Annotated in this window: 18 protein-coding genes; 11 read left to right on the top strand and 7 right to left on the bottom strand. The window is 69.3% G+C overall.

The features are described 5' to 3' along the window. Positions 1–110 precede the first annotated feature (110 nt). The 5 genes from dnaK (at position 111) to ACSDQ9_RS07135 (ending at position 5,827) form a co-directional block, all read left to right on the top strand. The gene (gene dnaK / locus ACSDQ9_RS07155) at positions 111–2,000 is read left to right on the top strand and encodes a molecular chaperone DnaK (RefSeq protein ID WP_435145483.1); all 1,890 of its coding nucleotides are present in this window, start codon (positions 111–113) and stop codon (positions 1,998–2,000) included. A 142-nt stretch (positions 2,001–2,142) separates the two neighbouring features. Continuing rightward, a complete protein-coding gene (locus ACSDQ9_RS07150) occupies positions 2,143–2,700 on the top strand; it encodes a nucleotide exchange factor GrpE (RefSeq protein WP_435145480.1) in 558 nt (185 codons plus the stop codon). A gap of 29 nt (positions 2,701–2,729) precedes the next feature. After that, positions 2,730–3,887 (top strand): molecular chaperone DnaJ, encoded by a 1,158-nt coding sequence (dnaJ, locus tag ACSDQ9_RS07145; RefSeq protein WP_435145478.1) that lies wholly within the window; start codon positions 2,730–2,732, stop codon positions 3,885–3,887. A 2-nt stretch (positions 3,888–3,889) separates the two neighbouring features. Then, positions 3,890–4,309 carry a heat shock protein transcriptional repressor HspR gene (locus tag ACSDQ9_RS07140; protein ID WP_435145475.1) on the top strand — a complete coding sequence of 140 codons (420 nt, stop codon included), beginning with the start codon at positions 3,890–3,892 and terminating at the stop codon, positions 4,307–4,309. A gap of 270 nt (positions 4,310–4,579) precedes the next feature. After that, the gene (locus tag ACSDQ9_RS07135; RefSeq protein ID WP_435145473.1) at positions 4,580–5,827 is read left to right on the top strand and encodes a prolyl oligopeptidase family serine peptidase; all 1,248 of its coding nucleotides are present in this window, start codon (positions 4,580–4,582) and stop codon (positions 5,825–5,827) included. A gap of 113 nt (positions 5,828–5,940) precedes the next feature. Here the strand turns inward: ACSDQ9_RS07135 and ACSDQ9_RS07130 are convergent, their stop codons facing one another. Together ACSDQ9_RS07130 and ACSDQ9_RS07125 are read right to left on the bottom strand one after the other, a co-directional pair. Beyond that, positions 5,941–6,360, bottom strand: a complete 420-nt coding sequence (locus ACSDQ9_RS07130) for a CBS domain-containing protein (RefSeq protein ID WP_435145470.1) — start codon at positions 6,358–6,360, stop codon at positions 5,941–5,943. 112 nt (positions 6,361–6,472) lie between these two features. Beyond that, entirely contained in the window at positions 6,473–6,727 is a 255-nt protein-coding gene (locus ACSDQ9_RS07125) for an RNA-binding S4 domain-containing protein (protein WP_435145467.1), read from the bottom strand. 147 nt (positions 6,728–6,874) lie between these two features. On the opposite strand from ACSDQ9_RS07125, the gene ACSDQ9_RS07120 reads away from it, so the two are divergent. Next, positions 6,875–7,921, top strand: a complete 1,047-nt coding sequence (locus tag ACSDQ9_RS07120) for an LLM class flavin-dependent oxidoreductase (RefSeq protein WP_435145464.1) — start codon at positions 6,875–6,877, stop codon at positions 7,919–7,921. 45 nt (positions 7,922–7,966) lie between these two features. Here ACSDQ9_RS07120 and ACSDQ9_RS07115 read toward each other — a convergent pair whose 3' ends face one another. Genes ACSDQ9_RS07115 through dgoD form a run of 3 tightly spaced genes read right to left on the bottom strand, consistent with a single transcriptional unit; the run spans position 7,967 to position 10,709 of the window. Beyond that, the gene (locus ACSDQ9_RS07115) at positions 7,967–8,884 is read right to left on the bottom strand and encodes a sugar kinase (RefSeq protein WP_435145461.1); all 918 of its coding nucleotides are present in this window, start codon (positions 8,882–8,884) and stop codon (positions 7,967–7,969) included. A 29-nt stretch (positions 8,885–8,913) separates the two neighbouring features. Then, on the bottom strand, positions 8,914–9,537 hold the full coding sequence (locus tag ACSDQ9_RS07110; protein ID WP_435145458.1) for a bifunctional 4-hydroxy-2-oxoglutarate aldolase/2-dehydro-3-deoxy-phosphogluconate aldolase: 624 nt from the start codon (positions 9,535–9,537) through the stop codon (positions 8,914–8,916). Positions 9,538–9,539: 2 nt separating this feature from the next. Beyond that, positions 9,540–10,709, bottom strand: coding sequence for a galactonate dehydratase (dgoD, locus tag ACSDQ9_RS07105; RefSeq protein ID WP_435145456.1), 1,170 nt, complete (start codon positions 10,707–10,709; stop codon positions 9,540–9,542). Between the two features lie 75 nt (positions 10,710–10,784). Here dgoD and ACSDQ9_RS07100 point away from each other — a divergent pair, with 75 nt between their 5' ends. From ACSDQ9_RS07100 to ACSDQ9_RS07085, 4 genes are all read left to right on the top strand, one after another. Then, positions 10,785–11,054 carry a hypothetical protein gene (locus tag ACSDQ9_RS07100; RefSeq protein WP_435145454.1) on the top strand — a complete coding sequence of 90 codons (270 nt, stop codon included), beginning with the start codon at positions 10,785–10,787 and terminating at the stop codon, positions 11,052–11,054. Positions 11,055–11,131: 77 nt separating this feature from the next. Then, the gene (locus tag ACSDQ9_RS07095) at positions 11,132–12,157 is read left to right on the top strand and encodes a LacI family DNA-binding transcriptional regulator (RefSeq protein WP_435145451.1); all 1,026 of its coding nucleotides are present in this window, start codon (positions 11,132–11,134) and stop codon (positions 12,155–12,157) included. A gap of 142 nt (positions 12,158–12,299) precedes the next feature. After that, positions 12,300–15,593, top strand: coding sequence for an FN3 associated domain-containing protein (locus ACSDQ9_RS07090; RefSeq protein WP_435145449.1), 3,294 nt, complete (start codon positions 12,300–12,302; stop codon positions 15,591–15,593). Between the two features lie 27 nt (positions 15,594–15,620). Further along, positions 15,621–16,550 carry a carbohydrate kinase family protein gene (locus ACSDQ9_RS07085; protein WP_435145447.1) on the top strand — a complete coding sequence of 310 codons (930 nt, stop codon included), beginning with the start codon at positions 15,621–15,623 and terminating at the stop codon, positions 16,548–16,550. A gap of 41 nt (positions 16,551–16,591) precedes the next feature. Here ACSDQ9_RS07085 and ACSDQ9_RS07080 read toward each other — a convergent pair whose 3' ends face one another. Continuing rightward, complete coding sequence (locus ACSDQ9_RS07080) at positions 16,592–17,371, bottom strand: VOC family protein (protein ID WP_435145445.1); 780 nt, start codon at positions 17,369–17,371, stop codon at positions 16,592–16,594. Between the two features lie 356 nt (positions 17,372–17,727). On the opposite strand from ACSDQ9_RS07080, the gene clpB reads away from it, so the two are divergent. Further along, positions 17,728–20,289 (top strand): ATP-dependent chaperone ClpB, encoded by a 2,562-nt coding sequence (gene clpB, locus ACSDQ9_RS07075; protein WP_435146330.1) that lies wholly within the window; start codon positions 17,728–17,730, stop codon positions 20,287–20,289. Here the strand turns inward: clpB and ACSDQ9_RS07070 are convergent. Beyond that, positions 20,281–20,547: a Rossmann-fold NAD(P)-binding domain-containing protein gene (locus ACSDQ9_RS07070; RefSeq protein ID WP_435145442.1), complete on the bottom strand. Its 267-nt coding sequence runs from the start codon at positions 20,545–20,547 to the stop codon at positions 20,281–20,283. The two genes, clpB and ACSDQ9_RS07070, sit on opposite strands and share 9 nt — an antisense overlap. Positions 20,548–20,563 lie beyond the last annotated feature (16 nt).

Genomic DNA, 20,563 nt, shown 5'->3' with positions numbered 1-20,563 from the left:
GTTGAGTCTGGTGCGCTCAACTTCCATTTGCCCTCGACCCCGGGGCGTCCTAGAGTTGAGCCAGCAAGACTCAAGTACGTCTTCAACCCCGAACATCTGGAGGAAACACCATGGCTCGTGCAGTCGGTATCGACCTCGGAACCACCAACTCCGTCGTCGCCGTGCTCGAAGGTGGCGAACCCACCGTCATTCCCAACGCCGAGGGTGCCCGCACCACCCCGTCGGTCGTCGCGTTCGCCAAGGGTGGCGAGGTGCTGGTCGGCGAGGTCGCCAAGCGCCAGGCCGTCACCAACGTCGACCGCACCATCCGCTCGGTCAAGCGCCACATGGGCACCGACTGGTCGATCGAGATCGACTCCAAGTCGTACAAGCCCCAGCAGATCTCGGCCTTCGTGCTGCAGAAGCTCAAGCGCGACGCCGAGGCCTACCTCGGTGAGCCCGTCACCAACGCCGTGATCACCGTGCCGGCCTACTTCTCCGATGCCGAGCGTCAGGCCACCAAGGAGGCCGGTGAGATCGCCGGTCTGACCGTCGACCGCATCATCAACGAGCCCACCGCCGCCGCGCTGGCGTACGGCCTCGACAAGGGCGACACTGAGCAGACCATCCTGGTCTTCGACCTCGGTGGTGGCACCTTCGACGTGTCGCTGCTCGAGATCTCCGACGGCGTCTTCGAGGTGAAGGCCACCAAGGGCGACAACCGCCTCGGTGGCGACGACTGGGACCAGCGGATCGTCGACTGGCTCGTCACGCAGTTCAAGAACAAGTTCGGCGTCGACCTGTCGAAGGACAAGATGGCCCGCCAGCGCCTGCAGGAGGCGGCCGAGCGCGCCAAGATCGAGCTGTCGTCCGCGCAGGACACCGCCATCAACCTGCCCTACATCACCGCCGGTGCCGAGGGCCCCATGCACCTGGACGAGAAGCTGACTCGCGCCGAGTTCCAGCGCCTCACCCAGGACCTGCTGGATCGCTGCCGGGCGCCGTTCAACGCGGTGCTCTCCGACGCCAAGATCTCGGTCGGCCAGGTCGACCAGGTCATCCTCGTCGGCGGTTCGACCCGCATGCCGGCCGTGGCCGAACTGGTCAAGGAGCTGGCTGGCAAGGATCCCCACAAGGGCGTCAACCCGGACGAGGTGGTCGCCCTGGGTGCCTCGCTGCAGGCCGGTGTGCTGAAGGGCGAGGTGAAGGACGTGCTGCTGCTCGACGTCACCCCGCTGAGCCTCGGCATCGAGACCAAGGGTGGCGTGATGACCAAGATCATCGAGCGCAACACCACCATCCCGACCAAGCGTTCCGAGGTGTTCACCACCGCCGAGGACAACCAGCCGTCGGTGATGATCCAGGTCTTCCAGGGTGAGCGTGACTTCGCCCGCGACAACAAGTCGCTCGGCAACTTCGAGCTCACCGGTCTGATGCCGGCCCCGCGTGGCCTGCCGCAGATCGAGGTCACCTTCGACATCGATGCCAACGGCATCGTGCACGTGTCGGCCAAGGACATGGCGACCGGCAAGGAGCAGTCGATGACCGTGACCGGTGGCTCGGCCCTGGGCAAGGACGACATCGACCGCATGGTCAAGGAGGCCGAGGCCCACGCCGAGGAGGACAAGAAGCGTCGCGAGGCGGTCGAGACCCGCAACGAGGCCGACGCCCTGGCGTTCCGCACCGAGAAGCTGCTGAACGAGAACGGCGACAAGATCTCCGACGACGTGAAGCAGCCGGTCACCGAGGCCCTCGAGACGTTGAAGGAGGCCCTGAAGGGCACCGACAACGACGATGCGGTCAAGGCAGCCATGGACGACCTGAACACCAAGGCTTCGGCCATGGGTCAGGCGATGTACGCCCAGGCGCAGGCCGAGGCCCAGGCGGCCGAGGGCTCGTCCGATGCCCAGACCGACGCTCAGGCCGAGGCTGACAACGGCGAGTCGTCTTCGGACGACGACGTGGTCGACGCCGAGATCGTGGACGAGGACAAGCCGGCCGACGGCACCTCGAACAACTGAGAACCCGCGGGCCATCGACACCGTCGGTGACCCGGAACCGCCCCGGGGGTGGAGGTCTGACCCTCCACCCCCGGTGGCGCATGGGGCAAGATCGACGTGGGCAGATTTCGAGGCGCATGGGGCGCCACAGGAGGATGACGAAGTGAGCGAAGAGAACCGACCCGAGGGCGACATCGCCGCCGAGGCCGAGCAGTACCTGATCCAGCAGGAGGCCAGCCAGACCGAGGGCGAGGTCACCGACGAGGCCGCCGGTGAGCCGGCACCCAGTCGCGAGCAGGAGCTCGAGACGCTGGTGAGAGAGCGCACCGCCGACCTGCAGCGTCTGCAGGCCGAGTACGTGAACTACAAGAAGCGCGTCGACCGCGACCGTGCGCACGCGCGCCAGGCGGGCGTGGAGTCGGTCGTGCAGGAACTGCTGCCGGTGCTCGACTCGATCGAGATGGCCCGTCAGCACGACGACCTCGGGGGCGGCTTCAAGCTGGTCGCCGACGAGCTCGAGAAGGTCGCCGGCAAGCACGGTCTGTCGTCGTTCGGGGCCGTGGGCGACGCGTTCGACCCGCAGCACCACGACGCGCTGATGCAGGTGCCCATGGACGAGGCCATCGAGGTGACCACCGTCTCGCAGGTCATGCAGCGCGGCTACTCGCTGCACGGGCGCGTCATTCGTCCGGCGCGGGTCGCCGTCGCGGAACCGAACTGACCACTCCCTGAGCCTGGAAGGAGGCACGAATGAGTACCAAGGACTGGATCGAGAAGGACTACTACAAGGTGCTGGGTGTCTCCAAGGACGCCAAGCCCGAGGAGATCAAGAAGGCCTTCCGCAAGATCGCGCGCGAGAACCACCCCGACCAGAACCCGGGTGACAAGGAGCGCGAGAAGAAGTTCAAGGAGGCCTCCGAGGCGAACACGGTGCTCTCGGACCCCAAGAAGCGCAAGGAGTACGACGAGGCCCGCTCGCTGTTCGGCGGCGGCGGGTTCCGTTTCCCGCGCGGTGGGTCGTCCACGCCCGGTGCTGGTGGGGTCGACGACCTGTTCCGGCACGCGACCGGGCAGGGCGAGAGCTTCTCGGATCTCTTCGGCGGGTTGTTCAACCAGGCCAGTGGGGGTGCCCGTCGTCCGAGCGGACGAGGCCCCCGCCGCGGTGCCGACGTCGAGGGGGAGGTGACGATCGCCTTCAACGAGGCGATCGACGGCACCACGGTCGGCGTGCAGATGGTCTCCGAGCAGGCCTGCGAGGCGTGCCGGGGCACCGGGGCGAAGGCCGGCACCGTGCCGCGCGTGTGCACCACCTGCCACGGCTCGGGCATGACCGCCACCCAGTCGGGCGGCGTGTTCTCGGTGTCGGAGCCCTGCCGCGACTGCAAGGGGCGCGGGCTGATCGTGGACGACCCCTGCCAGGTCTGTCATGGGTCCGGGCGTGGGCGGTCGACCAAGACGATGCAGGTCCGCATTCCCGCCGGGGTCTCCGACGGCCAGCGCATCCGCATCAAGGGCAAGGGGTCGCCCGGCGAGAACGGGGGCGCCGCCGGTGACCTCTACGTGATCGTGCACGTGCGCGCCCACCAACTGTTCGGGCGCAGCGGCGACAACCTCACCATCGAGGTGCCCGTGACCTTCTCGGAGGCATCGCTGGGCGCCACCATCGAGGTGCCCACGCTCGGCGGGGCAGCCGTGAAGCTGAAGGTGCCCGAGGGCACGCCCAACGGGCGCACCTTCCGCGTGCGCGGCAAGGGTGTGTCGAAGTCCGACGGCAGCAAGGGTGACCTGCTGGTCACTGTCGACGTGCAGGTGCCCACCGAACTGTCGGACGAGGCCAAGCGCGCCCTGGCCGACTACGAGAAGGCCGCCGGGGTGAGCAACCCGCGCGGCAGCCTGTTCGGGGTCTGACCATGAGCACGCAGGTGCCGCAGTTGGTCGACCGCGACGCGCCGATCTTCTCCATCAGCGTCGCGGCCGGCCTCGCGGGCATGCACCCCCAGACCCTGCGGGGCTACGACAAGCTGGGGCTCGTCCAGCCCAGGCGGGCCAAGGGGCGGGGTCGGCGCTATTCGATGCGCGACGTGCAGCGGCTGCGGTTGATCCAGCACCTGTCGCAGGTCGAGGGCATCAACCTGACGGGCATCCAGCGCATTCTCGACATGGAGGCCGAGATCGAGCGTCTGCGCGCGACCGTCGAGCGGGTGGGGGAGCAGCGCGACGCCGCCTTGGCGCAGTTGGCGGCCAGCGGACGAGTGTTCACCGCCGAGACGTCGGGGGCCGTGCACCTGGGGCGGGTCATCCGGGGGCAGCGGGCGCTACCGAGCCGCTGATCGTCCGGCGGACATTTTCAGCAAACCTATTGCTGAGCAACCATTCAGTATGGTTGGCTTCAAGTCACCTGATCAGGGACACGCGTGTGTTGTGACGGCCCGCACCGGAGCGGAGCCGCCTTCGATGCCAGCTGGGTGAATGCTCGCCCGAGGGATCGTCCTTTCTCCCATCCCTACTGCCCCCATGTTTCTCCCACCACTGCCGCCACCTGGCCGTGCGATGCATCGCGCCTTGTCAGCGGGGTGATCCAGACGAAGGAGTCTGTACCCATGTCCCAGTCCCTCTCCTCCCTCAGCCGTCGCGCCGTGCTCGGAACCGTCGCAGCGGTGCCGCTCGCAGGGGTCGCGGCCTCCGCCCTGGCGGCGCCGTCCACCACCGCCTCGGTGCGGTTCACGCTCAACGCCACGGTGCTCGACGGCGGCGAGCAGGTCAGCTCGGTCTCGTTCGACGCCAGCGCGCTGGGGCCGATCGATCCGGCCAGCATCACCACCGGCACCTTCACCGTGCACGCGAAGGCCACCAGCCCCATCCCCAATGGTGGGCTGATCTTCTCGGAGTACGACCTCGACCGCTCCGTCACCTCGGCGAGCATCGACAACAAGCGGGTGATCACCCTCGAGCTCGAGACCGCCGAGGGGCTGACGGGCGGCGGCACCCTGGGCTACCTGCTCAACACCGGCCGCAACGTCGAGCTCGACCTCGTCTACACCATCACGCAGAACCAGCCGATCCGCCTCAAGAACGGCCGCCAGGCCACCATCTCGTCCTTCGTGCAGGGCGACCTGGTGAGCCCGGAGGTCGACGCGTTCAGCTACGGCACCTCGGCCGGGGGCATGAACTACCGGCTGTTCACCCCCGACAAGGCCAAGAACAACGGCAACAAGAAGTTCCCGTTGGTCGTGTGGCTGCACGGCGGCGGCGAGGGCGGCATGGGCACCCGGCAGACCAACGAGGCGCAGTTGCGCGCCAACCGTGGTGCGCTGGGCTTCGCGACGCCCGAGGCGCAGGCCATTTTCGGCGGCGCCTACGTGGTGGCCCCGCAGTGCGTGTCGGCCTGGATGTCGAACGGTCCGTTGTTCGCGCCGCAGATCAAGGCGTTGATCGACGAGCTGGTGAAGAAGCACAACGTCGATCCCAAGCGGATCAGCGTGCTCGGGTGCTCGAACGGTGGCTACATGACGTTGAAGATGGAGTCGGACTACCCGACCTTCTTCGCGGCGGGCGTGCCGATCTGCTGCGCTGCGACGCGGAACTTCTTCACCGATGCCGACCTGATCAAGGTGCGGTCCACGCCGACCTGGCTGGTGCACTCCAAGGACGACACCACGCTGCCCTACCTCCCCAACACGATGCGGGTGGCCGGGCTGGTGCCGGAGGCGCGGCTGTCGCTCTACGAGAACGTCACCTGGAACGGCTACCAGTACGCCGGTCACTGGTCGTGGATCTACGTCGCCCACAACGATCCGCAGGTCGACGGCGAGCACCTGTGGCAGTGGATGGCGGCCCAGAAGCGGTGACCGTGGTCGCGCTCGACTGAGCTCATCCTCCCTCCATCGGCTCCGGCCACTCCGAGATCCTCGGGGTGGCCGGAGTCACGTTCGTCCCCAGCAGGTCGGTGTGGTGGCGGAGGTCAGCTGTTGACGTAGCGCTCGAGGTGATCGCGCTCGGCCTCGAGCTCGTCCAGCCGAATCTTCACCACGTCGCCGATGCTGACCACGCCCTTCAGCTGGCCGTCGACCACCACCGGGAGGTGGCGGAATCGTCCGGCGGTCATGGTCTCGGCGAGGGAGCGGGTGTCGTCATCGGGGGTGCAGGTGACGACCTCGCTGGTCATCAGGGTGGCAACGGCGGCGTCGGCCGGGGCGCCGGCGCGGAAGTGCCGCACGACGTCGCGCTCACTGGCGATGCCGACGACCCGGTCGTCGTCCACCACCACCACGGCGCCGACCCGATGATCGGCCAGCACCTCGAGCAGCTCACTCACGGTCGCACTCGAGGGCAGGGTGAGCACCTGGGAGCCCTTGTTGCTGAGGATGTCCTGGACGCGCATGGCTCATCTGACCACGCACGAGCGGCCTGGTGCCAGAGGTTGTTCGGACGATGACCCGAGCCGTCTCAACGCTCGGTCGGTGGGGTGGGGTGGCAGGTGCCCGGGTCGGGCATCACCAAGGCAGGTCGTCGCCCTCGTCGCCCTCGTCGCCCACGACCGCCTCGAGGGTGGAGCCGTCGGGCATGGTGACGGCGACCCGCATGCCGTCGGCGAGCTGGCGCCCGCGGCGGGTCTCGACCTCGCCGTCGACCGTGACCAGACCAGCCTGGATCCACTCCCGAGCCTGGCCACCGGTGTCGGCGAGCCCGGCGAACTTGACGAACTGGCCCAGCCGGATGGGTTCGGGCGTGCGGAGCTCTTCACTCATGGGTGGAGCCTATCCATGACGCAATCGCGACTGCTCGACACCGATACGCCCCCCAGGGGTGGGCTTGCCGTGTCGAGCAGTCACGATTGCGTCACGTGCCACGGTGACGGCCCGGAATGCCGCCCCCGGGGCCGGCGTTGAGGCAGCGTGAAGGCTTTCGGATTCCTCAGTTTCGGTCACTACGCGCCCCGCGGCTACGACGCCCGCGAAATGCTGCACCAGGCCGTCGAGATCGCCCAGGGCGCCGACGAATTGGGGGTCAACGGCGCCTACTTCCGGGTGCACCACTTCGCCCGGCAGGCCGCCTCGCCGATGCCGCTGCTCAGCGCCATCTCGGCCACCACCCGCCACATCGAGGTGGGCACCGGAGTCATTGACATGCGCTACGAGAACCCCTACTACCTGGCCGAAGAGGCGGCCGCGCTCGACCTGCTCAGTGACGGGCGCGTGGCGCTCGGCGTGAGTCGGGGATCGCCCGAGCCCGCGCTGCGGGGCTGGGAGGCGTTCGGCTACACCGGCTCCGACGACCCCCGCGGTGCCGATCTCGGGCGCGCGAAGTTCGAGCAGTTCATGGCGGCCATCCGTGGCGAGACCGTGGTCGACGCGGACCCCCGCCAGTTCGGCCCCGGGCAGCGGCTGGCCATCGAGCCGCGCTCGGACGACCTTCCCCGCCACATCTGGTGGGGCGCCGGCACCCGCGCCACCGCCGAATGGGCCGCCGAGCTGGGGGTCAACCTGATGAGTTCCACGCTGCTCACCGAGGCGACCGGCCAGGCATTCGGTGACCTGCAAGCCGAGCAGATCGACGCCTACCGGGCCGCGTGGAAGGCCGCCGGTCACGACTGGACCCCGCGGGTCTCGGTGAGCCGGTCGATCGTCCCCGTGACCACGGACGAGGATCGTGAGCTGATCGGCATGGGGTTGGGCGGCGGTTCGTCCGACCAGATCGGGGTGATCGACGGCATGCGGTCGACGTTCGGCAAGACCTACACCGGCGAACCGCACGAGCTGGTCGAGCAGCTTCGCCACGATGCCGCCGTGATGGCCGCCGACACGCTGATGATCACCATCCCCGCGCAGTTGGGCGTGGCGTACAACCTGCACCTGCTGGAGTCGTTCGCCGAGTTCGTGGCGCCCGAGTTGGGGTGGCTGCCGAACACCGAGGGTGCGGTCGGGGGCTACCCGATCGACTGAGGCTGGGCAACTGAGGCTGGGCGACTGAGGCTGGGCAACTGAGGCTCAGCGGCTGACGTCGTCGGACGACCCCCGGTCGCGCCGGGCCAGCTCCGCCTGGAGTTCGGCCCGGGTTGGCAGGCCCTCCCAGTCGCCGCGGTGGCGCACGCACGCGCAGCCCAGCAGGGTGCCGCGCCGAGCCGCCTCGACCGGGGACAGCCCCTCCAGCAGCCCGGACACCAGGCCGGCGGTGAAGGCGTCGCCGGCGCCGACCGGGTCGACCTCGGGCACCGCGATGGTGGGCACCTCCGTGGCGCCGTCATGGGTGGTTACGCGGCAGCCCCGCTCCCCGAGCTTCTCGACCACCAGCGACGGTCCCAGTTCCAGGGCTGCGGCGGGGGAGTCGGCGATCAGGGTGAGTTCGTCGGGGGATCCGACCACGACCGAGGCGTGGGCGGCGAGTTCCCGCAGGGTGGGGCGTGCCTGCTCGCGCGACCACAGCTTCGTCCGATGGTTCACGTCGAGAACGACGTCGCAGCCGAGCGCACGGGCGGCGCTGGCGACGGCCAGCGTCGCCTCGCGGGCGTCGGGCCCGAGGGCGGGGGTGATGCCGGAGAGCACCACCAGCGAGGGCGCACTCGCACGCAGGTCGGCCACCGCCGGCTCGGGTCGCAGGGCCGAGGCCGCCGAGCCGGCGCGGTGGTAGTCGACGCTGGAGCCGAACGATGTCGGCATGAGGAACATGTGCCCGGTCGGACGATCGGGGTCGAGTTCGGCGGCCACCTCGACCCCCTCGGCCGTCAGCTCGCGGACGATCAACCGCCCGAAGGCGTCGTCACCGACCCGCGAGTACCAGCGCACCGGGTGGCCCAGTCGGGCCAGGGCGATGGCGACGTTCGACTCGGCCCCCGCCACATGGGTGGTCCAGGTGGGGGCGGTCGCGGCCGGGCCGCCCGCTCGCAGGCTGATCATGGTCTCACCCATGGTCCACACGGTGGGCAAGCTCGAGTTGATCATGGTCGACACGCCCGGACGAAGTCTCGCGCGCGCGCCTCGAGCTCGTGCAGCGAGCCGCCGGTGGCGGCGTCACCCACGAGCGGCGAGCCGATGCCGAACCCCAACGCGCCGGCCGCACGATAGGCCGCGATGTCGGCCAGGCCGACGCCGCCGACCGCCAGCAGGGGCACCTGCGGCAGAGGGTCGCGCAGCGCCTTCAGGTGCGTGGGGCCGCCGGAGCTGGCCGGGAAGATCTTGACGGCCGTCGCGCCGGCGGCATGGGCCGCGATGACCTCGCTGGGCGTCCAGGCGCCGGCCAGGACCGGCAGGCCGAGCTCCCGGGAGGCCGCCACCCCCTCACAGAGGCCGGGGGTGACCGTGAAGCGTGCGCCCGCGTCGGCCACGCGCCCGGCATCGGCGCGGGTGAGCACGGTGCCCGCCCCCACCCACGTCTCGGGGTGTGCGCTGGCCAGGTCGGCGATGGCTTCGGCGGCATCGGGCGTGGTCAGGGCCACTTCCAGCACCTCGACCCCGGCCGCCAGCAGCACTCGTCCGATGGTGGCGGCGTGCCCCGCCTCGCGGCACCGGATGATGGCACACAGGCCGGTGCGGGTGAGCGTCTGCAGCAGGTCGTCGGGCATGGTCACCACTCCGCGAACGAGCCGTCGCGGTGGCGCCAGATGGGGCCGCGCCAGCCGTGGGGGGAGCGGTCGGCCTCGCGGATGGCGGCCTCGTCCAGTTCGATGCCGAGGCCCGGGGAGTCCCAGCGTTCGAGGAAGCCGTCGCGTCCCGTGAGCGGCGTGGTGTCGAGCAGCAGGTCGAGCAGGTCGGCGTCGCGGTTGTAGTGGATGCCCAGGGACTGCTCCTGGATGACGTGGTTGGGGGTGGCGAAACCGACCTGCAGGCAGGCCGCGAGGGCGATCGGTCCGAGCGGGCAGTGGGGGGCGAGCAGGGCGCCGTGGGCCTCGGCCAACGAAGCGATCTTGCGGGTCTCGGTGATGCCGCCCGCGTGGCTGAGGTCGGGCTGCACGACCGCGACCCCGGCCGCCAGCACGGGCAGGAACTCCTGGCGGGAGTAGAGCCGCTCCCCGGTGGCGATCGGCAGGTGAGTGTGGGCGACGAGATCGGCGAACAGGTGGCTGTTCTCGGGCACCACCGGCTCCTCGATGAACATCGGACGCACCGGCTCGAGTTCCTTGATCAACAGGCGGGCGGCGGGGAACGAGACCCGCCCGTGGAAGTCGATGCCGATGTCACCGTTGGGGCCCATAGCCTCGCGCGCCGCGGCGGCTCGGTCGACGGCAGCGCCGATGTCGGCCCCACTGGGCAGGCCTCCCAGGGCCGCAGTGGCGTTCATCTTGATGGCGGTGAGGCCCGACTCGCGGGCGGCGGTGGCGGCCTCACGCACGCCCGCGGGCTCGTCCCCACCGATCCACCCGTAGATGCGGATGCGGTCGCGGACGGCGCCGCCCAGCAACTGGTGCACGGGCACGCCGAGGCGCTTGCCGAGAATGTCCCACAGCGCCTGGTCGATGCCCGACACGGCGCTGGCGAGGATCGGGCCACCGCGGTAGAAGGACCCCTTGGTGAGCACCTGCCAGAGGTCTTCGATGCGGCCGGGATCGGTGCCAATCGCGAGCTCGGCGAGCTGGTGCACGGCGGTGCGCACCGTCTCGGAACGGCCCTCGCAGGTGGCCTCTCCCCACCCGATGAGTCCTTGGGTCGTCTCGACCCTGACCAGCAGCCAGCGGGGGGCCACCAGGAAGGTCTCGATGCGGGCGATGGTGTCGGCGGTGACGGCGGCGTCGCTCATGGAGCCAGTCAACCGCACGGCGTGCGCCGTGGGGACTCGTCCCATGGGTGACCCGCGGTCGGGTGACCATGGAGCATGACCGAAGCTGATGCCTCAGGCGACCGTGACGATCTCGTTCCCGAGTTCGTGCCGCCGCTGATCGCCGTGTTGACCGCCGTCGAGCGTGACAAGGGTGCGCCCCTGACCCTCGATGAGGTGATCGAGGTGCGCGACCACGCCACCTGCATCAAGTCGCCGAAGCGACTGGCCGAGCAGATGGCCGAGCAGCGCGGGTACGCCGATCTCGATCCGGAGAACGTCTGGGACGAGTGGCAGGCCTGGCTGACGGTGCGCGACCAGTCGTGAGTCGCGGACGAGGGCTGGCGAGGGTGTCGCTGATGGGGCGTGAGCGGAACAGTCGTCCGAGGTCCTAGGGTCTACCCATGATCTCCGGTGGTGGGCGCCCGCGTCGCGAGCCGTCGCTGGCCGACGTCGCCAAGGCTGCGGGGGTGTCGGCCCAGACCGTTTCGAGGGTGGCCACCGGATCGGACCGGGTTCGTCCGACCACGAAGGAGCGCGTGGTCGCGGCCATGCAGGAACTCGGCTACCGCCCCAATGGCGCCGCCCGCGCGCTCAAGTACGGGCGGTACCGCTCGATCGGCGTGATCATGTTCACGCTGGCCTCGTACGGGAACGTGCGAACCCTCAGTGCGGTCGCCGACGAGGCCGATCGGGGCGGTTATTCGCTGAGTTTCATCTCGCTGCGGGCCGCCACCGAGGCCAGTCTGTCAGGTGCCTTCCACCGGCTGGCCGAGCAGGCCGTCGACGGGGTGATCATTCTGATCGAGTCGCACGTCGCGCGCGACGCGGCGATTCGCATTCCGCCCGGCATGCCGGTGGTGGTGATCGATTCGAGTGCCGACGGGGCGCATCCGTTCGTCGACACCGACCAGGCGCAGGGGGCGCGGCAGGCCACCGAGCACCTGCTCGATCTGGGGCACGAGACCGTCTTCCACATCGCGGGGCCCGAGGGCTCGTACTCCGCGCAGCGGCGGCTGGCGGCCTGGCAGGCGGTGCTCGAGGAGCGTGGGCTGCGCGTGCCCGTCCCGTTCGTCGGTGACTGGTCGGCCGACAGCGGACGAGCCGCCGGCGAGTGGCTGGCTCGCATGCCCGACGCGACGGCCGTGTTCGCCGCGAACGACCAGATGGCGCTGGGGCTGATGCACGCCCTGCACGAACGCGGGCGGCGGCTGCCCGACGAGATGAGCATCGTCGGGTTCGACGACACCCCGGAGTCGGGGAACTTCTGGCCGCCGCTGACCTCGGTGCACCAGAACTTCGCCGAGGTGGGTGTGCAGGCCCTGCGGGCGTTGATCACTCTCATTGAGCGCGGCGAGGTGGCCGATCCGGTGATCGTGCCCACCACACTCGTGGTGCGGGGGAGCACGACCACCCCGCCTGCGCTCTGAGATTTTCTCGCCTGACCCATGGACGCCGCCGTTGCAGCGGGTTAGTGTTCCCGCATCGAATGATTGCGCAAACATGTAACGTCACAGTCCGACGTCACGTGGGCCACACCGTGGCGACGCGCTCGACCCCGAACGGAACCCCATGACAACGACGTCACTCCGCTTCCGCACGTTGGGAGTGGCCCTGGCCACCTCGGCGCTGACGGTGGCCGGCCTTGTCTCACCTCCGAACGCCGACGCCCAGACCTTCACGGGAGTCGCCGAACCGACCAACTACGCCGTCGAGGTCGGACGGCAGCCATCGCTGCCCGCCCAACTGGCGGTCACCACCGCGGAGGGCCAGCAGGTCCAGGCCCCGGTTGCCTGGGATCTGGCAGGCATGACGTTCGCCAAGCCGTACAAGTCGTACACGGTCTACGGGCAGGTCGACGGGCTCTCGTCGCCGGTCACGGCCACGGTGGAGACGCTCGCCCCCGACACGATCTGGTACGTGGACTCGGGCACCGCGGCCAGCGGTTCGGCGGCCCACGCCGGCGCCAAGCGTCTGCTCGGCGGTGAGTTGCTGAACGACGCCTCCGACCAGGCCAAGAGTGCGGCTGTCGCATGGGGGTACTCGGGTCAGGACGGGCTGCGCACAGACGCGGGTGACAAGGACGCGAACGGTCTCTACGGCTTCAACGGTGCGGGCAACACCATCACCTACGACCTCACCCTGCCGGCCGGTGACTACACCCTGGCGCTGGGCATCCATGAGTGGTGGAGTGCCACCGATCGGGAGATGCGCGCCTCGATCAGTGACAGCCAGGGGCGCGCAACGACCGTGGTGACCAGCACGCCCGGTCAGATCACGCCCACCAATCGCACCTCGGCGATGCAGGGTCGGTTCACGGTGCCAACCGACGGCGCTGGCGGGGTCAAGCTGCAGGTCAGCAACGTCACGTGGCAGGGCGCATCCGTGGCGTGGTTCGCCGTGGCGCAGGGCGCCCAAACCCTCGACCTGAGCCCCGACGTCTCGGTGGCGCCGACGATCTCGCCGTCGCCGGCCACGACCTACGGTCGTCCCCAGACGATCTCGATCACTGCCGCGGCCGGGGCCGTCGTGTACTACACGACCGACGGCAGCACCCCGTCGCGTACCCATGGGACGCTCTACACCGAGACGTTCGTGCTCGACCGGTCGACCACGGTCAAGGCGGTCGCCGTGACCAATGGGGTCACCAGCCCCGTGACCACCGCCGACTACACCATCGTGGTGCAGGACGGGCCCTACACCGCAGTGCCGGTCGGGCAGCCCTGGTTCGACACCGCGGGCAACGTGATCCAGGCCCACGGGGGCGGGTTCCTCGAGCACGGCGGTTGGTACTACTGGGTCGGTGAGGACAAGTCGCACAACGGGGCATCCTTCAACGGTGTGAACCTCTACCGTTCCAAGGACCTGCTCAACTGGGACTTCGTCGCCCAGATCCTCAAGCCCGAGGCCGCTGGCCTCGACTGCAACGTGCGGGGGTCGGCCACCTGCAAGGTCGAGCGGCCCAAGCTGCTGTTCAACGAGGCGAGCAACACCTTTGTGCTCTGGGGTCACTGGGAGACGTCGACCTCGTACGCGGCCTCCGAGGTGGTGGTGGCCACGTCGTCCACCATCGACGGTGACTACGCGGTTTCCTACCACGGACGACCCGGTGCCGGCACGGTCTGGGACCTGGACCAGGAGCGGGCCATCGAGGCGCTGGTCACCTCGGGCAGCCAGCCCGACCTGGAGCACGCCGAAGCCGCCTATCGGGCGGCGGGCAACGTGCCCAGCGGCCACCAGTCCCGCGACTTCACGGTCTACGTCGACGACCGCGGCCGCGGCTGGCTGATCTCGGCCGAAGCCCACGAACAACTGCGCATCTACCCGCTGTCCGCCGACTACACACAGCCCGACGTCGCGGGTTCCTACCCGCTCTTCCACGGCGAGAGCCGCGAGGCGGCCGCGATCACCCAGTTCGACGGCGTCTACTACCTGTTCACCTCGGGGCAGTCGGGCTGGTACCCCAACCAGTTGAAGTACGCGACTACGACCGACCTTGCCGACCCCTCGGCGTGGTCGGCCAACCAGAACGTCGGCAACAACACCACCTTCAAGTCGCAGCCCACCTCGATCATGCAGGTGCAGCGCACCGAGGGTGGCAGCTCGTTGGTCTACATGGGTGACCGGTGGGTGCCGAGCGCGCTCGGCACCTCGACCTACGTCTGGCTGCCTTTGCAGATCGACCCCGCCACGCGGGCGGTCACGCTCGACTACACCGACCGTTGGTCGCTGGACACCTCGACTGGTGCCATCGTCAATCAGGCCGACCGTCTGGTCTCCCAGGGCAAGCCCGCGACGGCGAGCCCGGCAGGGTCGCTGTCGGCGGGCTACACCGACGGAGTGGCCGATCCCGGTGAGGTCTCGGGCCTGACACCCGCCCGGGCTGCGAACGACGGCATCGCCTACACCACCAATCGCTACGACAACAGCCACTACTACACCCCGAACGGCACGGTGCCGTTCACCTGGCAGGTCGACCTCGGGGTCGTGACCGATCTGTCTCGCGTCGACATCAGCTGGCGCAGTTATAACGGCTCGGAGTCGTACTCGGGCTACGTGCTCGAGGGCTCCGTGGACGGCACCACGTGGTCAACGCTGATCGACCGCAGGGCCAACCGCACCGTCGGCTTCACCAGTGACCGGGTCGACGGCTGGTACCGGCACGTGCGGGTGCGGGTGACCTCCGTGGTCAACGACCACAACGGCAGTTCAGCTGCCTGGGCCGCAGGTCTGGTCGAGGTGCAGGTCTACGGACTGCCGGAGACCGATGCCGCCGACGGCGCCACGGTGGCACCGGGGCAAGGGGTGCTGAGCACGGACGAGGGCTGGGACACCGGCCTGAAGGATGGCACCTTCACCGTGACCATGAACCTGTGGCACGGCGCCAACGGCAGCATCTTCCGGCTCTACCGAGACGGAGTGCTGGTCGATCGCGTGCCCCTGACGATGCACTCACCGTCGGCCCAGGCTGCCACCGTCGACGTGGCGGGCCTCGTGAACGGTACGTACGTGTTCACCGGTGAGCTGGCGAACTCCGCTGGGGTGACCGCCACCAAGCCCGTGACCGTGGTGGTGACCGATGCCACGCCGGGGTCGCCCCAGCTGGCCGCGGAGAACAAGGACGGTGACGGGGCCTACACCGTGACGGCCACGCTGTGGTGGGGCACCAACGCCACGGCCTACCGGATCCTGGAGGACGGTGTGGAGGTCGCCAGAGGTGACCTGACTGCGGCCTCGCCCGGGAAGCAGTCGGTTGGCGTGGCGCTCACGGGTCGGGCGAAGGGCACGCACACGTACGTCGCCGAGTTCTCGAACGCCGCCGGAGTGACCTCCAGCAAGGCGCTGGCGGTGAAGGTGACCACGTGACCGGTGGCGACCCCCTATCGTCGTGGCATGAACACTCGCGTGCTGGTGCTCGGTGAGGCACTCGTCGACGTCGTGCAGCAGGCCGGGGCCGAGGCCCCGACCGAGCACCCCGGGGGGTCGCCCCTCAACGTGGCCGTCGGTCTGGCCTGTCTCGACCATCCCGTCGACCTGGCCACCTGGATCGGACGAGATGACCGCGGTAGCCGCCTGCGGCAGGTGATGGATGGCGCCGGCGTGGGGCTGGTCGAGGGCAGCGACGCGGCCGTCTCGACCCCGATCGCTCTGGCCCAGGTCGATGCCGACGGCCGGGCCAGTTACACCTTCGAGCTCGAGTGGCGCCTGCCACCCCTGGGCGTCGACGACCTGGCCAACTACGGGCACCTGCACACCGGATCGTTCGCGGCCACGCTCGCTCCCGGCGGGGACGCCGTGGTCGACGCGGTGGCGACCGTGCGGGGTCGGGCGACCGTGTCGTACGACCCCAACGTTCGGCCGGCCCTGATGGGGGCGCCGGAGTTGGTCCGCGCACGCATCGAGGGCTTGGTGGCTGCCGCCGACGTGGTGAAGGTCTCCGATGAAGACATCGAGTGGCTCTACCCCGACACCATCGAAGACAACGTGATCCGCGCATGGGCTGCCAGCGGGCCGGCCCTGGTCGTGGTCACCCGCGGGCCGGAGCCGGTCAAGGCGATGCTCGCCCTCGACGGGGAACTGAGGGAGGTGGATCGTCCGGCCGTTGACGTGGTCGACACCGTGGGCGCCGGTGACTCGTTCATGGCGGGCCTGTTGTCGGCGCTCCTCGACGCCGGGCTGCTGGGCTCGCCCGAGGCCGCGGCCTCACTGCGGGTCGCGACGTGGGACGAGGTGGCGCCCGCCATCGACCAGGGCGTGCGCACCTCGGGCGTGACGGTCGGCCAGGCCGGCGCCTACGCGCCGACCCGGCTCGAGCTCAGCTGAGCATCGGACCGTCCGGACGACCTGTTCCGCCGGACGGCGACTCAGCCTCGCTGCGGCGGTGTGATCACCTGGAACGAGGCGCCCTGGTCGTCGGCAACCGTGGCCAGTCGTCCGAAGGGGGAGTCGATGGGGCCATCGAGCACCGTGCCGCCGAGGGAGGTTGCCTTCGCGATGGTCTCGTCGACGTCGGGCACGTTGACGTAGAGGCGCCAGTACGACGGTACCTGCTCAGGCAGGTACGGGGCCGCGTCGCAGATGCCCGCGACGGCGCCCTGACCCTCGCCGATGGTCGAGTACCGCCACTCCTCACCGGCCTCGCCCGAGGGGTCGACCATGGGCGCGACGGCGGCACCGAACACCTGTGGGTAGAAGCCGAGGGCATCGTCGTACTGCTTGGTCATCAGTTCGAACCACGACGTCTGGAAGGCGCCCCCCTTGGCCATGCTCGGACGACTGCCGCCCTGCCAGGCGCCCACGGCGGCGCCACTGGAGTCCTGGTAGAAGGCCATGCGACCCTGATCGGCGATGTCCATGGGCTCGACCAGCACGGTACCGCCGGCCTCGCGGACGGCTGCGGTGGTGGCGTCGATGTCGACAGAGTTGAGGTAGAGCGCGAACGAGTCGGGCATCTCGCCCCATTCGGCCTGCTTGACCATGGCGCCGCCGATGTCGGTGCCCGCGGCCTTGATGATCTGGTAGTGGCCGAACTCCTCACCCTGGTCGTCGAACGACCAGCCGAAGAGTTCGCCGTAGAAGCGGGTGGCCTTGTCGGAGTCGGAGGTGGTCAGTTCCATCCACACCGGTTCGCCGGGCACGGGCATGAGGGTGCTCCTCTCGTCACTCGGGCGCTCACCCGAGGCGTTGCCCACCCTAGGAGCGAGCTCCGACAGAAACGCCGGTGCGGGTGAAGTTGCCGCGCGTCGGCTGATGGCCATGCCGCGATCGACGTGACGCGATCGTGACTGTTCGAGCCCCAGAACCGCCCTCTGAGGCACCTCAGTGGTGTCGAGCAGTCACGATTGCGTCACCGCTCAGGGTTCGTCCGGGGTTGTGAGGGCCCCCTTCCAGCGGAATAGTGGACGGCGCACTAGAGTTGAGTCAGGTGGACTCAACTTTGCGTCCAGAACTCTCGGAAGCCATCCCAGGAGAACCCTTGAACACTGACAAGCTGACCTCGATGAGCCGCGACGCCGTCTCGGCGGCGGTCCGCACCGCCCTCACGCAGGGCAACCCCCAGGCGGAGCCGAGCCACCTGTTGCACGCCCTGCTGCTCACCCCCGACAACACGGTCTCGGCGCTGCTGCAGAGCCTGAAGATCGATCCGCAGATCGTGAAGGCGGCCGCCCAGGGCGCGATGGCGAAGCTGCCGTCGGCGCAGGGCTCGTCCGTCTCGCAGCCCACCCTGTCGGGGCCGTTCGCGCGCGTGCTCGCCGACGCCGAGACCCGGGCGCAGTCGCTCGGTGACTCGTTCGTCGCCACCGAGCACCTGCTGATCTCGCTGGCCACCGTCACCTCCGACGCCAGCTCGATCCTCACCCAGTTGGGCGCCACCACCAAGAAGCTCACCGATGCCTTCCAGGCCAACCGCGGCGACAAGCGCGTCACCTCGGCCGAGTCGGAGGGTGGCGAGTCGGCGCTCGACAAGTACTCCGTCGACCTCACCCAGCGCGCCCGCGACGGCAAGCTCGACCCTGTGATCGGTCGCGACGCCGAGATTCGCCGAGTCGTGCAGGTGCTGGCCCGCCGCTCCAAGAACAACCCCGTGCTGATCGGCGAGCCCGGCGTCGGCAAGACCGCCGTCGTCGAGGGGCTGGCCCAGCGGGTCATCGCCGGCGACGTGCCCGACTCGCTGCGCGGACGACGGGTCGTCTCGCTCGACCTCGCCTCCATGGTCGCCGGCTCGAAGTACCGCGGCGAGTTCGAGGAACGCCTCAAGGCGGTGCTCAATGAGATCCGCGACGCCGAGGGCCAGATCATCACGTTCATCGACGAGCTGCACACGGTCGTCGGCGCCGGCGCCACCGGCGAGGGCTCCATGGACGCCGGCAACATGCTCAAGCCCATGCTGGCCCGCGGGGAACTGCGCATGATCGGGGCCACCACGCTGGACGAGTACCGCGAGCGCATCGAGAAGGACCCGGCTCTGGAGCGCCGCTTCCAGCAGGTCTACGTCGGCGAACCCTCGGTCGAGGACACCATCGCCATCCTGCGTGGCCTGCGCGAACGCTACGAGGCCCACCACAAGGTGCGCATCACCGACGGCGCGCTGGTCGCGGCCGCCTCGCTGTCGAGCCGCTACATCACCTCGCGACAGCTGCCCGACAAGGCCATCGACCTGATCGACGAGGCCGCCTCGCGGCTGCGCATGGAGATCGACTCCTCCCCTGAAGAGATTGACGTGCTGCGCCGCAATGTCGACCGCATGTCGATGGAGGAGTTCGCGCTCACCAAGGAGGACGACCCCGGCTCCCGTGCCCGCCTGCAGCGACTGCAGGCCGACCTGGCCGACGCCAAGGAGACCCTGCGTGGGCTCGAGGCGCGCTGGGAGGCCGAGAAGTCCGGCTTGAACAAGGTGGGCGAGATCAAGGAGCAGATCGACAAGCTGCGCACCGAGGCCGACCGGCTCGTCCGGCAGGGCGACCTCGCGAAGGCCGCCGAGATCCAGTACGGCCGCATCCCCGAGCTCGACAAGCAGCTCGAGGCCGCCGCCGAGGCCGAGGAGACCACCCCGAAGATGGTCTCCGAAGAGGTTGGCTCGCACGACATCGCCGACGTGGTCTCGGCCTGGACCGGGATTCCGGTCGGGAAGATGCTGCAGGGCGAGTCCGAGAAGCTGTTGACCATGGAGTCCCACCTCGGTGAGCGTCTGATCGGTCAGCAGCGGGCCGTCACCGCGGTGAGCGACGCGGTGCGCCGTTCCCGCGCCGGGATCAGCGACCCGAATCGTCCGACCGGTTCGTTCCTGTTCCTCGGGCCGACCGGCGTCGGCAAGACCGAGCTGGCCAAGTCGTTGGCGGAGTTCCTGTTCGACGACGAGTCGGCCATGGTGCGCATCGACATGAGTGAGTACTCCGAGAAGCACTCGGTCTCGCGCCTCGTGGGTGCCCCTCCCGGCTACGTCGGTTACGAGGAGGGCGGCCAGCTCACCGAGGCGGTGCGGCGTCGTCCGTACTCGGTGGTGCTGCTCGACGAGGTCGAGAAGGCCCACCCCGACCTGTTCAACATCCTGCTCCAGGTGCTCGACGACGGGCGCCTCACCGACGGGCAGGGGCGGACGGTCGACTTCCGCAACACCATTCTGATCATGACCTCGAACCTGGGTTCGCAGTTCCTGGCCGACCAGAATCTCGATGCCAAGGCCAAGCACGACGCGGTGATGGGGGTGGTGCGGCAGAACTTCCGCCCCGAGTTCCTCAACCGCCTCGACGACGTGGTCTTCTTCGACCCGCTGACCACGGCCGACCTGACGCGGATCGTCGACACCAACCTGGTGAAGGTGAACAAGCGTCTGGCCGAGCGGCGCATCACCATCGACGTCACCCCCGGCGCCAAGGACTGGCTGGCGGCCACCGGTTTCGACCCGGTCTACGGCGCTCGGCCGCTGCGTCGCCTGATCCAGACGACGCTCGAGGACGCGCTGGCCCGCAAGCTGCTGGCCGGCGAGGTCGCCGACGGCGACACGGTGCTGGTCGACGTCAACGACACCTTCGACGGGCTCGAGGTGAGTCGCTCAGCGTGACAGCTCTGCGCGCCACCACGCGAGGGTGGCGCGCAGTCCTTCGTCCAGGGGAGTGGGGTCGAGCCCGAGCCGCTGCTGGGAGTCACGCGAGTCCATCACGAAGGGCTGCGTGAACATGTGCCCGGTCTCGGCCAGCTCACGCATGCCCGGCATGGCGACGCCGAGGGCGGTCAACAGCCAGATCGGCAGTGACCAGACCCGGCGAGGCTTCACGCCGGCCACGTCGGCAGCGAGGTCGACCAGCTGCTGCCCGCTCACCGCCGGCGCCGTCGGG

It is taken from the genome of Aestuariimicrobium soli, assembly GCF_051192575.1.
Taxonomy (GTDB): Bacteria; Actinomycetota; Actinomycetes; order Propionibacteriales; family Propionibacteriaceae; genus Aestuariimicrobium; species Aestuariimicrobium soli.
This window is presented reverse-complemented; position numbering and strand designations above follow the sequence as displayed.